This is a genomic window from Streptomyces sp. NPDC001381, from assembly GCF_042895685.1.
Classification (GTDB): Bacteria; Actinomycetota; Actinomycetes; order Streptomycetales; family Streptomycetaceae; genus Streptomyces.
On record NZ_JBIAWO010000009.1, the window covers coordinates 190382 to 202952 of the forward strand.

The 12571-nt window shown below is 71.6% G+C and carries 12 protein-coding genes and 1 riboswitch; of the genes, 10 read left to right on the forward strand and 2 right to left on the reverse strand.

Features of this window, described 5'->3' with window-relative positions; translation table 11 throughout:
* The first annotated feature begins 124 nt into the window (after nucleotides 1-124).
* Nucleotides 125-255: riboswitch (FMN riboswitch) on the forward strand.
* A 148-nt stretch (nucleotides 256-403) separates the two neighbouring features.
* From ACFY2L_RS31550 to ACFY2L_RS31590, 9 genes are all read left to right on the forward strand, one after another.
* The gene (locus ACFY2L_RS31550; RefSeq protein ID WP_390662372.1) at nucleotides 404-1015 is read left to right on the forward strand and encodes a riboflavin synthase; all 612 of its coding nucleotides are present in this window, start codon (nucleotides 404-406) and stop codon (nucleotides 1013-1015) included.
* Nucleotides 1012-1653, forward strand: a complete 642-nt coding sequence (gene pnuC / locus ACFY2L_RS31555; protein ID WP_390662373.1) for a nicotinamide riboside transporter PnuC — start codon at nucleotides 1012-1014, stop codon at nucleotides 1651-1653. Before ACFY2L_RS31550 ends, pnuC begins: the two co-directional genes overlap by 4 nt.
* A complete protein-coding gene (locus ACFY2L_RS31560; RefSeq protein ID WP_390662374.1) occupies nucleotides 1650-2939 on the forward strand; it encodes a bifunctional 3,4-dihydroxy-2-butanone-4-phosphate synthase/GTP cyclohydrolase II in 1290 nt (429 codons plus the stop codon). Before pnuC ends, ACFY2L_RS31560 begins: the two co-directional genes overlap by 4 nt.
* Nucleotides 2940-2968: 29 nt before the next feature.
* Nucleotides 2969-3454: a 6,7-dimethyl-8-ribityllumazine synthase gene (ribH, locus tag ACFY2L_RS31565; protein ID WP_390662375.1), complete on the forward strand. Its 486-nt coding sequence runs from the start codon at nucleotides 2969-2971 to the stop codon at nucleotides 3452-3454.
* A 34-nt stretch (nucleotides 3455-3488) separates the two neighbouring features.
* The gene (locus ACFY2L_RS31570) at nucleotides 3489-3761 is read left to right on the forward strand and encodes a phosphoribosyl-ATP diphosphatase (RefSeq protein WP_086760055.1); all 273 of its coding nucleotides are present in this window, start codon (nucleotides 3489-3491) and stop codon (nucleotides 3759-3761) included.
* A gap of 48 nt (nucleotides 3762-3809) precedes the next feature.
* Nucleotides 3810-4667 (forward strand): ATP phosphoribosyltransferase, encoded by an 858-nt coding sequence (gene hisG, locus ACFY2L_RS31575; protein WP_390662376.1) that lies wholly within the window; start codon nucleotides 3810-3812, stop codon nucleotides 4665-4667.
* A gap of 35 nt (nucleotides 4668-4702) precedes the next feature.
* On the forward strand, nucleotides 4703-5170 hold the full coding sequence (locus ACFY2L_RS31580) for a PH domain-containing protein (RefSeq protein WP_390824063.1): 468 nt from the start codon (nucleotides 4703-4705) through the stop codon (nucleotides 5168-5170).
* A gap of 206 nt (nucleotides 5171-5376) precedes the next feature.
* The gene (locus ACFY2L_RS31585) at nucleotides 5377-6702 is read left to right on the forward strand and encodes a hemolysin family protein (protein WP_390824064.1); all 1326 of its coding nucleotides are present in this window, start codon (nucleotides 5377-5379) and stop codon (nucleotides 6700-6702) included.
* Entirely contained in the window at nucleotides 6699-7784 is a 1086-nt protein-coding gene (locus ACFY2L_RS31590; protein ID WP_390824065.1) for a hemolysin family protein, read from the forward strand. Before ACFY2L_RS31585 ends, ACFY2L_RS31590 begins: the two co-directional genes overlap by 4 nt.
* Nucleotides 7785-7950: 166 nt before the next feature.
* Here the strand turns inward: ACFY2L_RS31590 and ACFY2L_RS31595 are convergent, their stop codons facing one another.
* Together ACFY2L_RS31595 and ACFY2L_RS31600 are read right to left on the reverse strand one after the other, a co-directional pair.
* A complete protein-coding gene (locus ACFY2L_RS31595) occupies nucleotides 7951-9816 on the reverse strand; it encodes an AAA family ATPase (RefSeq protein ID WP_390662380.1) in 1866 nt (621 codons plus the stop codon).
* Nucleotides 9817-10258: 442 nt separating this feature from the next.
* A complete protein-coding gene (locus tag ACFY2L_RS31600; protein ID WP_390824093.1) occupies nucleotides 10259-10879 on the reverse strand; it encodes a uridine kinase in 621 nt (206 codons plus the stop codon).
* A 196-nt stretch (nucleotides 10880-11075) separates the two neighbouring features.
* Here ACFY2L_RS31600 and ACFY2L_RS31605 point away from each other — a divergent pair, with 196 nt between their 5' ends.
* On the forward strand, nucleotides 11076-12470 hold the full coding sequence (locus ACFY2L_RS31605) for a peptidase C39 family protein (protein ID WP_390824066.1): 1395 nt from the start codon (nucleotides 11076-11078) through the stop codon (nucleotides 12468-12470).
* Nucleotides 12471-12571: the final 101 nt, after the last annotated feature.

Below are 12571 nucleotides of genomic sequence, written 5' to 3' on the forward strand. Positions count from 1 at the left end.
CGGATGCGGCGAGTTGGGACCCCGGCCCGCCTGACAAGTCCAGTGACACGCTCTGTGAGCCACTCCACACGCTTCGCCCGTATGGACGACGATCCGGCGTGGCACACTGGCCCTGTACCTAAAGCAGCGCACTCCGGGGTCGGTGAAAGTCCGAACCGGCGGTTACAGTCCGCGACCCGGTCACGTCCAGTGACCGGTTGACCAGGTGAAATTCCTGGACCGACGGTTAAAGTCCGGATGGGAGGCAGTGCGCGGCGGGCGGGCATTCGTGCGCGCCGCCGTATGTGTACTCGTCCAGGCGGACGAGTCTGTCGGCGTCGCCCCCGGTGTCCCCGCTCGTGTCCGCTGTCGTCATCGACAGGCCCCGGAGTCCGTGCCCTAGTGAGGCAGGAGGACCCGGGAAGTGTTCACCGGAATCGTCGAAGAGCTGGGTGAGGTCACCGCCGTCGAGGACCTCGGCGACGCCGCCCGCTTCCGGCTGCGCGGCCCTGTCGTGACCGACGGCGCGAAGCACGGCGACTCCATCGCCGTGAACGGGGTCTGTCTCACCGTCGTGGAGCACGAGGGCGACGAGTTCACCGCCGACGTCATGGCGGAGACCCTCGTCCGCTCCAGCCTGCGCACCCTGACCGTCGGCTCCCGCGTCAACCTCGAACGCCCCACCGCCGTCGGCGCCCGCCTCGGCGGCCACATCGTGCAGGGCCATGTCGACGGCACCGGCGAGGTGTTGGAGCGCAAGCCGTCCGAGAACTGGGAGATCGTCAAGATCTCGCTCCCCGCCGACCTCGCCCGGTACGTCGTCGAGAAGGGCTCCATCACCGTCGACGGCATCAGCCTCACGGTCGTCGAGGCCGGTTCCGCTCACTTCACCGTCAGCCTCATCCCCACCACGCTCGCCCTGACCACGCTCGGCCTCAAGCAGCCCGGCGACCCGGTCAACCTCGAGGTGGACATCGTCGCCAAGTACGTCGAGCGCCTGCTGGCCACGACGACCGGTCAGGGAGCGGCGCAGTGAACTGGCTGAACTCCGAGGCCTTCGTCGCCTTCGACCAGCACATCATCTGGTCGGACATGATCGGCAACATCCTCGGCCTGATCACCCTCGCCCTGGGCTGGCGGCGCTCGCTGCTGACCTGGCCGGTCCAGTTCCTCTCCGGACTCGTGCTCTTCGTCGCCTTCTACGGTCATCTCGCGGGCAGCGCCGGCAAGCAGGTCGTCGTCATGGCCGTCGCCCTGTACGGCTGGTGGCAGTGGAACCGCGACAAGGACCGGTCGGCGGACGGCCACATCGTCCCGCGCTTCGCCAGCCTGCCCGAGCGCGCCGCGATGCTCGGTGCCGCCGCCGTCGGCACGGTCGCCGTGGCCCTGCTCTTCAAGGCCTACCCGTCCCTGTCCTGGGACCCCTGGCCGGACGCCTACATCTTCGTCGGCACCGTCGTCGCCATGTACGCCCAGGCGCGCGGCATGGTCGAGTTCTGGATCGCCTGGCTCCTCGTCGACCTCGTCGGCGTCCCCCTCAACTTCGCCAACGGTTACGCCTTCTCCGGCTTCGTCTACGTCATCTACGGCGCGCTCGTCCTGTGGGGCATGCGCGACTGGTGGCTGCGCTCCCGCAAGGACGCGCGGCCCGCACTGGAAGGAGCGCCGGCATGAGCACGGCACCGATCCTCTACAGCACCGACGGCATCGAGGACTTCGCGCTCGACCCCGTGGAGCAGGCCATCGCCGACATCGCGGCCGGCCGCCCGATCGTGGTCGTCGACGACGAGGACCGCGAGAACGAGGGCGACCTCGTCATCGCCGCCGAGAAGGTCACCCCCGAGATCATCGCCTTCATGATGAGCGAGTGCCGCGGCCTGATCTGCGCCCCCATGGAGAGCGACGAGCTGGACCGGCTGAAGCTCCCGCAGATGGTCGACGACAACACCGAGTCGATGCAGACCGCCTTCACGGTCTCCGTCGACGCCTCCGCCGCCCACGGCGTCACCACCGGCATCTCCGCGGCCGACCGCGCCACCACCCTCCGGCTGCTGGCGAGCGGCGACGCGGAACCGGCGGACTTCGTCCGCCCGGGCCACGTCTTCCCCCTCCGCGCCAAGCCGGGCGGGGTCCTCACCCGCAACGGCCACACCGAGGCCGCCGTCGACCTCGCCCGCCTCGCGGGACTGCGCCCGGCCGGCGCGATCGTCGAGATCGCCGGCGAGGACGGCCGGATGCTCCGCCTGCCCGAACTGATCCCGTTCGCCCGCAAGCACGGCCTGACGATCATCTCCATCGAGGACCTCGTCGACTACCGCCGCAGCGCCGAGCCGACGGTCCGCCGCGAGGCCGAGACCCGGCTGCCCACCGTGCACGGCACCTTCACCGCGTACGGCTACCGCTCCACCGTCGACGGCGTCGAACACGTCGCCCTCGTCCACGGCGAGATCGGCGACGGCGAGGACGTCCTGGTCCGGGTCCACTCCGAATGCCTCACCGGGGACATCTTCGCCTCCCAGCGCTGCGACTGCGGCCCCCAGCTCGACGCGTCCCTGGAACGCATCCAGGCCGAGGGCCGGGGCGTGGTCGTCTACCTGCGCGGACACGAGGGCCGGGGCATCGGCCTGCTGTCCAAGCTCAGGGCGTACGAGCTCCAGGAGCAGGGGCACGACACCCTCGACGCCAACCTGGAGCTGGGCCTGCCCGCCGACGCCCGCGACTACGGGGCCGGCGCGCAGATCCTCGCCGACCTGGGCGTGCGCAGCGTCCGGCTGATGACCAACAACCCCGAGAAGACCGACGCGCTCGTCCGGCACGGCATCGAGGTCTCGGCCCGCGAGCCGATGCCCGTCGAGGCGGGCGAGCACAACATCCGCTACCTGCGCACCAAGCGGGACCGGATGGGACACGACCTGCCCTGGCTGGACACGGCCCCCGTGTCCCCCTGCGGCAACCAGTAAGAACAGCACGACGGTTCAAGAGGAGAGACGTGAGCGGCAAGGGCGCACCGGAACTGTCCGTACGCAATGTGGGTGACCTGCGGGTCGCCGTCATCGCGGCACAGTGGCACGAGAAGGTGATGGACGGTCTGGTGGACGGCGCCCTGCGCGCCCTGCACGACCTGGGCATCGACGAGCCGACCCTGCTGCGGGTCCCCGGCAGCTGGGAGCTCCCGGTCGTCGCCAAGGTCCTCGCGGGCCGCGGCTACGACGCGATCGTGGCCCTCGGCGTCGTCATCCGCGGCGGCACCCCCCACTTCGAGTACGTGTGCCAGGGCGTCACCCAGGGGCTGACCCAGGTGTCGGTCGAGACCGGCGTCCCTGTCGGCTTCGGCGTCCTCACCTGCGACACCGAGGAGCAGGCCCTGGACCGGGCCGGCCTGGAGGGCTCGGGCGAGGACAAGGGGCACGAGGCGGTGACGGCCGCGGTGGCGACCGCCGCCACCCTCCGCTCAGTATCTGAACCCTGGCGGTAGGCCCACCGGCACTACGGCTAGGGTGGGCAGCACCATGTCCAAGAAGACGTTCGAGGAGCTCTTCACCGAGCTCCAGCAGAAGGCCGCCACCGGCGACCCCGCCACTTCCCGCACCGCCGAACTGGTCGGGAAGGGCGTCCATGCCATCGGCAAGAAGGTCGTCGAAGAGGCCGCCGAGGTCTGGATGGCCGCCGAGTACGAGGGCAAGGAAGCGGCCGCCGAGGAGATCTCGCAGCTGCTCTACCACGTCCAGGTGATGATGGTCGCGCGTGGAATCTCGCTCGACGACGTGTACGCCCACCTGTAGAACCCCGTCCCAGACACCACCCCACATCACGCAAAGGAAGCCGACCTCATGCTGCGCATCGCCGTCCCCAACAAGGGTTCCCTGTCAGGCCCTGCGGCGGACATGCTGCATGAGGCCGGCTACCAGCAGCGCCGCGAGTCCAAGGAACTGCGGATCGTCGACCCGGAGAACGAGGTCGAGTTCTTCTACCTCCGCCCCCGCGACATCGCGATCTACGTCTCCTCCGGCCGCCTCGACATCGGCATCACCGGCCGTGACCTGCTGATCGACTCGGGCGCCGACGCCGAGGAGATCCTCCCGCTCGGCTTCGCCCGCTCCACCTTCCGCTTCGCCTCCAAGCCGGGCACCGCCCACACCCTCGAGGACCTCAAGGGCCGGACCGTCGCCACCTCCTACGAGGGCATCGTCGCCAAGCACCTCGCCGAGCAGGGCGTCGACGCCTCCGTCGTGCACCTCGACGGCGCCGTCGAGACCGCCATCGAGCTGGGCGTCGCCGAGGTCATCGCCGACGTCGTCGAGACCGGCACCTCGCTGCGCAACGCCGGCCTGGAGGTCTTCGGCGACCCCATCATGAAGTCCGAGGCCATCGTGATCCGCCGCACCGGCGCGGACACCGAGGAGGCCGCGGAGCCCAAGGTGCAGCAGTTCCTGCGCCGCCTCCAGGGCGTCCTGGTCGCCCGGACCTACGTGATGATGGACTACGACTGCCGCGTCGAGCAGCTGGAGAAGGCCGTCGCGCTCACCCCGGGCCTGGAGTCGCCCACCGTCTCCCCGCTGCACAACGAGGGCTGGGTCGCCGTGCGCGCCATGGTCCCCGCCAAGGAGGCCCAGCGGATCATGGACGACCTGTACGACATCGGCGCCCGCGCCATCCTGACCACGGCCATCCACGCCTGCCGCCTCTGAGCCCCCGAGACAAGCCCCGAGAGATCCACGCGACGATGTCCGACCTGCCCACCCTTCCCGTCACCTTCCGGCCGGGCCGCACCCGAGCGGTGCTGCTCACGGCCGGGGTGGCGATCTTCCTCGTCATCTCCGGCGTCGCGATGCTGCTGGAGAAGCTCGGCCCGGGGGAGCGGCTCAGCTTCGTCGTCACCGGTGGCCTGATCTTCTGGGTCCTGGCCCAGCTCGCCCGGGTGCGGGTCGTCGCCGACGACTCCGGTGTCACCGTGGTGAACATCGCGAGCCGTCGGCGCCTGGACTGGGCGGAGATCATCCAGGTGAACCTCCGTCCGGGCGACCCCTGGGTGTTCCTCGACCTCACCGACGGCACCAGCCTGCCCGCGCTCGGCATCCAGCCCGGCATCGACAAGCAGCAGGCCATCACGGACGCGCGGACCCTGCGTGCGCTCGCCGAGGCCCGTACCCTGCGGGACCCCGATGCGTCCACAGGGCAAGATCAGAGCTGACTCGGGGCCGTCCACCCTGCCGCTGGACCCCCTGTCTTGATTAATCTGGTGACGGAGGCGTTCCCTTCGTTCCTCCGCCCCTGTCGCGCCCTGCCGGGTGCACAGGGGTTCCTGCTACCCGAGGAGTGACCCTCACCGGCGATGGACGGTTCGTCCTGTAGTACCTGCGCCGCCCCCATCCGACATGCTTCGGAGGCGGCGGCATCATGACCACCCCCCTGCTGCTCCTGGCAGCCGCGTTCGTGCTCATCCTGGCCAACGGCTTCTTCGTCGCCGCCGAGTTCGGCCTCGTCACGGTCGAACGCCCGGACGCGGAGAAGGCCGCCGCCGAGGGCGACAAGCGAGCCCGTACGGTCGTGGAGTCGCTCAAGGAGCTGTCCTTCCAGCTCTCCGGCACCCAGCTCGGCATCACCATCACCTCGCTCGTCGTCGGCATGCTCGCCGAACCGGCGCTCGCGGAGCTGCTGCACACCCCGTTCACCGCGATCGGCATCCCCGAGGGCGCCGTCTCCGGTGTCGCCGTGGTCGTCGGCATGCTGCTGGCGTCCGCCGTCCAGATGGTGGTCGGCGAACTCGTGCCGAAGAACTGGGCGGTGTCCAAGCCCCTGCAGGTCGCGCGCTTCGTCGCCGGCCCGCAGCACGCCTTCTCCCGCCTGTTCCGGCCGGTGATCGCGGGCCTCAACACGGTCGCCAACCGGCTGGTGCGCGCCCTGGGAGTCGAGCCCACCGAGGAGCTGGCCTCCGCCCGCACCCCGGGCGAACTCGTCTCCCTGGCCCGCCACTCCGCCCAGGCCGGCGCCCTCGAACAGGACACGGCCGACCTGTTCGTCCGGACGCTGTCCCTGGCCGAGCTGACCGCGCAGCACGTCATGACCCCGCGCGTGAAGGTGAGCGCCCTGCAGTCCTCGGCCACCGCCGAGGACGTGGTCAACCTGACCCGGGCGACCGGCCTGTCCCGTTTCCCCGTCTACCGCGAGAAGATCGACGAGATCGTCGGCATGGCCCATCTCAAGGACGCCCTGGCCGTCCCCGTCCGGGACCGCCTGCGCACCCCGGTCGCCCGTATCGCCCGTCCGGCGCTGCTGGTCCCCGAGACGCTGCCCGTCCAGCCCCTGCTGGCCCGGCTGCGCAGCGAACAGCCCATCGCCGTCGTCGTCGACGAGTACGGCGGCACGGCCGGTGTGATCACCCTGGAGGACATCGTCGAGGAGATCGTCGGCGAGGTCCGCGACGAGCACGACGGCCAGGACACCCCCGAACTGGCCGCCGCGCCGCCCGAGGAGGGCAGGCCCGCCTGGGACGTCGACGGCAGCTGCCGGGTCGACACCCTCCGCCGGATAGGACTGGAGGCGCCCGAGGGGCCGTACGAGACGGTCGCCGGCCTCGTCGCCGACCTGCTCGGCCGCATCCCCGCCGTCGGCGACCGGGCGGAACTGCCCGGCTGGCGGCTGTCGGTGCGCCGGGTCGGCCACTACCGTGCCGAGCGCGTCCGGCTGGTGCGAACCGGCCAGGTCGTGGAGGTCACCCGGTGAGTGTCCTCCAACTCGTCTTCGCCGCCCTGCTCGTGCTGGCGAACGGCTTCTTCGTGGGCGCCGAGTTCGCCCTCGTCTCCGTCCGCCGCAGCCAGATCGAGCCCCTGGGCACTGCACGCGCCCGCCAGGTCCTCTACGGCCTGGAGCGCCTGCCGCAGATGATGGCCGCCGCCCAGTTCGGCATCACCGTCTGCTCCCTCACCCTGGGCGCGGTCGCCGAACCGACCGTCGCCCAGCTGCTGGAACCGCTCTTCGAGTGGATCCACCTGCCGCACGGCATGATTCACCCGCTCGGCTATGTCATAGCTCTGGCCGCGGTGGTCTTCTTCCACCTCGTCATCGGCGAGATGGTCCCGAAGAACCTCGCCATGGCGGCCCCGGAGAAGGCCGCGCTGTGGCTCAGCCCCGGCCTGGTCGCCTTCGCCCGGCTGTGCCGGCCCATCACCGTCGGCCTCGGCGCCTGCGCCCGGGGCATCCTGCGGCTCTTCCGGGTCGAGCCCAGGGACGAGGTCGAGGCCGTGGTCACCAGCGAGCAGCTCAACCGTCTGCTGGAGGACTCCGGCCAGGCGGGCCTGCTCGACCCCGAGGAGCAGGAGCGTCTGGAGGACGCGCTGGAACTGGGGTCCCGCCCGGTGACGGACGTCCTGCTGAGGCGCGAGTCACTGGTCACGGTCAGCCCCTCGGTCACGCCCGGCGAGATCGTCGAGCTCACCGCCCGCACCGGCTACTCCCGCTTCCCCGTCGCCGCGGAGAACGGCGCCTTCATGGGCTATCTGCATGTGAAGGACGTCCTCGACGTGGAGGACTCCGAACGGGCGGTACCCCAGCAGGTGTGGCGCCCCATGACGACCCTGCGCTCCGACCTCCCCCTGGACGACGCCCTGACGGTGATGCGGCGCGCGGCCACCCACCTCGCCCAGGTCGCGGACGCCTCCGGCAAGGTCCTGGGCCTGGCCGCCCTGGAGGACGTCCTGGAACTCCTGGTCGGCGAGGTCACCGACCCGGCCCACCGGGAGGTGCCGGAGGTCCGGCTGACGGAACCGAGGGCGAGCGGGGAACCGGAGGAGGCCATGGCCGGCTAGGGCAGGTGCGGTGCCGCTGCGATGTCCGCGACTGCGGGCAGTCGTGCCTCCTCCAGTGCCCTGCGAGCCTGGGGGACTTTCAGGGGCGGCACGGGCGGGCGCAGCGGCACCCCGCAAGCGCGGGCGAGTGAACCCGCCCCCCGCCCAGCCTCCGCCCCCGGGCGCCTCACATCGCCGACGGATCCTGCGGCCCGCGTCCCGACAGCACCTCTCCGTACGCCTGCATCAGGTCCGGCAGGCGCAGGGTCGACAGGTCGTCCCGGGTCAGCCCGCCCGGATACGTGGACAGCCGCAGATCCCGGTACGCGCAGCTCTTCTCGTACAGGGTCCGCAGGAACCGCCCGTTGCCCAGCTCGTCGATCCATCCCTGGTCGACGACGTGCCCGGCGATCGAGCGCAGTTCGTCCAGCGCCTCCTCGTCCCACACGTCGCCGTTCTCCGCGGCGAGCACCTCGCCGATGGAGGTGAGTTCCAGGGGGCGGTAGGAGGGGAAGTCGACGCGGGTCGTGAAGCGGGAGGACAGCCCGGGGTTCGCGGCGAGCAGCCGGTCCATGCCCTCCGGGTAGCCGGCCAGGATCACCACCAGGTGGTCCCGGTTGTCCTCGGCCCGCTTCAGCAGCACCTGCAGCGCCTCGTCGCCGTACGCGTCCCCCTTGCCGTAGCCGGAGTTGGAGAGCGAGTACGCCTCGTCCACGAAGAGGACGCCGCCGAGGGCGGAGTCGATGAGTTCATTGGCCTTGACCGCCGTCTGGCCCAGATACTCGCCGACGAGGTCGGCCCGCTGGGCCTCCACCAGATGGTCGCCGCCGAGCAGACCGAGGGCGTAGAAGACGCGGCCGAGGATGCGGGCCACGGTGGTCTTGCCGGTGCCGGAGGGGCCGGAGAAGACGAAGTGCCGTTTGGGCGGCTGGACGGGAAGTCCCTGCCCGGCCCGCAGCCGGGCCATGTTCAGCTGGGCCGACAGCGCCTTGACCTGGCGCTTCACCGGTTCCAGCCCCACCATGCGCTCCAGCTCGGCGAGCGCCTCCTCGAGTAAGACGGGGTCGGTGGGCCCGGCCGGCAGCGGCGACGGTCCGACCGTCTTCGCGCGGACGGCGGGGTCGGTGACCGAGGCCAGCGGAACCGCCGGCGGCAGATCGGCGGGCTCGGTGAGCTTCAGGTCCCGGCCCTCGGTGCCGAACAGTGGATCGAGCGCGTCCGGTCCGTCCCCCACGTCCTGTCCCACGCCGCTGAGCGTGATCGCCGCGAGGTCGACGGGATCGTCGTAGCCGTCGCCCTCGGCGATCGCGGCGAGCCGGGCGGAGGTGTCCATGAAGGCGGGGTCGACCCGGTGCACCGCCCGGTACAGGGGGAGCGCGGCGGCCGAACGGCCGGTGCCCTCGTGGGCCCGGGCCAGCCAGTACCGCAGTTCCTTGCGCTGCGGCTGCTCGCTGCGACAGCGCATCAGGGCGGCGGAGAGCAGCGGTTCGGCCTGGCCGTACATCTCCAGCCGGACCCTGGCCATCCCGCCGAACAGTCCGGCCTCGATCCCGAGGAGCGGGTCGTTCAGCAGCGGGTCGGTGTGCCGGACGAGCTGTTCCCAGTCCTTGACGAGGTAGGCGCGGCAGGCGTGCAGAAAGCGGACCTGGTGATCGGTGTCGACGGGCGGGAGCCCGGCGAGCGCCCGGTCCAGCTCGGGCACATGCCGGCCGTCCAGCCAGTGCGAGGCGTGCGCGAGCAGCAGGTCGCGCGGGCTCTCGAGCACGGGCTGCACCCACCAGCCCAGCCAGTACCAGGAGTTGAGCGTACGGCGATGCCGGGCGCGCTGTTCGCCGAAGCGGTCCCGGTGCCGGAACATCCGCAGCAGCGCGGTCGTCGTGTCCACGCGCAGCGCGTGCAGTCCCAGCCAGCCGTCGGCCATCCCGGGATCGATCCGTACCGCGGTGCGGAACTCCTCTTCCGCCTGCGGATACGCGCCCATGGTGTAGGCGTCCACGCCTCGTAGCCAGGCGAGGTCGGCCGGAGCCTCGGGGCCCCGCGTGCCGAAGTCCATCACGTCCCCCACAAACCGTGCCCCCGTCGGTTTGCCACCGGGCCGTCGCCCGCCGGCTGCCTTGGTCGAACCGCTGTGCCGCGGACCGGAGTTGCAAGGTGCGCGAAGCAGCTGTCCGTAGGTCGCACCGAGGGCATCGTACCTGCGGAAGCAGTGCCCGCCGAAGGGTGCCGCACGGGCCGTTCGACGAGGTGGGAGCGGATGGGGCGGATCCCGGACGGTGACCCTCGGTGAGCGGCCGGCACCACGGAGCGTCCACACATCGGGGGCGCGGAGCGGGGGAGGGCAGAACGAAGCCCCCGATCACGGGGGAACAACCGGGGGCTTCGCGACTGGGGGCGGCCGCGATGGCCGCACATGGGAAACGTAAGTCCTGTCCCGGCCGTCGGTCAAGCGAAGTCGAAGCACTTGGCGAAGTTCGAGCGGAGGGCTCTTCACACGTTCACCACAGTGCGGGTGGTCCCTCACGGTGGGTGACATCCGGGTGTCCGCCGGCATCACCCAGGGGTCCCGGCAGCACCTCGTATCCCTCGCTCAACTCCCTTACCAGCAGCCCGGCATGGGGTCTCGACGGGTCCTCCGCGAAGTGCCGCTCCTCCGCCCGGACCCAGCCGTCCCAGAACTCCCGCTGCTCCTCCCCGTCCCGGGACCGGCCGCGCGCCCAGGCCTCCTCGCGCGGTGTCTCCAGCCACAGCAGACAGGCCAGGTGCGGCCGCAGGGCGCGGCGGCCCGCGCCGACCCCCTCGATCAGGACGACGGGGGCCGCGGGCAGGGGCCGGGGCGGGCCGAAGCGGCGCTCACGCCAGTCGTAGGGGGCGTAGCGCGCGCTCTCGCCACGGCGGAACGGCTCGATCACCTCGGTCAGCAGCCGCCCGGTCCACGCGAACAGTTCCTCGTGGCTGGCGATGTCGTCGAGGTGCAGCACCGGCGCACCGCCGAGCGCCCCGGCCAGCCGGCCGGCGAACGTGGACTTGCCCGAGCCCGCGTGCCCGTCGATCCCGATCAGACGGACCGGGCCGCAGGACGGGGGGAGACGGCGGAGCCGGGAGGCGAGCTGGTGGATGACGGGTCCTGGGGGCGGGTGCGGGGGCGGGTACTCGTGGTGGCGGGAGTGCGAGGGCGCGCGGCGCGAAAGTCTAGTGGGACACCCCGTGCGACACGAAGGGCACCTCCGGGGAGGGAGATGCTGGTGAGCGGGGCCGCCTGCGTCCATAGTGGGCGCACAGCCGTGCACCGGACACCCTGGGGGTCCTTCGCCCATGAGCAGCGCCGACCAGTCCTCCCGCGGAGTCGAACAGCCCTCCCGCAGAGCGCTCCTCGCCGTGACCGTCGCCGCCGCGCTCGCCGGCGGCGCGGGTCCGGCGACGGCCACCGCCGCCGGGGACGCCGGCGAGAGCCCGGACACCGGGTCCGCCCCCGCCCGGCCCGTCGACCACCGCGCCTGGTTCACGTACGCCGACTGGACGGGCGGCACCGCCCGGGGCACCCGCGCCGTGGCGGCCACCCGGCCGGGCCTGGTCCTCGGCACGCCGCTCGGCACCGTCGACTACGCCGACCCGCACACCAGGACCACGGCCCGCTGGGAGTACGCCACCTGGACCTCCCCCGTCCAGCGGCTCGCCGTCCCCGCCACCGAGGTGATCGCCTCCTGGAACGCGAAGACCCCGGCCGGCACCTGGCTCCAGACCGAACTGAAGGCGACCTACTCCGACGGCACGGACACCCCCTGGTACGTCATGGGCCGCTGGGCGTCGGGCGACCAGGACATCAAGCGGACCTCGGTCGACGGCCAGGGCGACGGCAGGAGCACCGTCCAGACCGACACCCTCGCGATCGACGACGCCGCGGCGGGCCCGCGCCTCGCCTCGTACCGGATCCGGCTGACCCTGTACCGCCGTCCCGGCACGACGCTCACCCCGACCGTGTGGCGGCTGGGCGTGACGGGATCCGCCGTCCCTGACCGCTTCACCGTCCCGGCCTCGGTGCCGGGCCTCGCGCGCGAACTGCCGGTGCCGCGCTACTCGCAGGAGATCCACAAGGGCCAGTACCCGGAGTACGACAACGGCGGCGAGGCCTGGTGCAGCCCGACCTCCTCGCAGATGGTCATCGAATACTGGGGCGGCCGGCTGACCGCCGGGCAGCTCGCCTGGGTGAACCCGGCCTACGCGGACCCGCAGGTGTGCCACGCGGCCCGCCACACGTACGACCACCAGTACCGCGGCTGCGGCAACTGGCCGTTCAACGCCGCCTACGCGGCCACCTTCAAGGACCTGCAGGGCGTGGTCACCCGCCTCACCTCCCTCACCGACCTGGAGACCCTGATCGCGGCCGGCATCCCGGCCATGACGTCCCAGTCCTTCCTCAAGGAGGAGCTCACGGGGGCGGGCTACGGCACCGCGGGACACCTGATGACCGTGATCGGCTTCACGGCCGCCGGCGACGTGATCGCCAACGACCCGTACTCGGCGGACGACGCCTCGGTGCGGCGCGTGTACCGGCGGCGGCAGTTCGAGAACGTCTGGCTCAGGACCCGGCGCAAGAACGCCGAGGGCAAGGTCGTCTCCGGGACCGGGGGTGTGTGCTACCTCTACTTCCCGGTCCGTCCCGGCGCCCTCCAGCGGGCGGCGCTGACGTCGGTGGGCGTGCGCGTGTGAGCAAGGTCTCGGCCGCAAAAGCCCTGACCGGTGGCAAAGTGGGCAGAAAGGTCCGCCTGCCCGCCCGCCGCGCGCCCCGTGCCGCCCGACCCCAGCGAGAC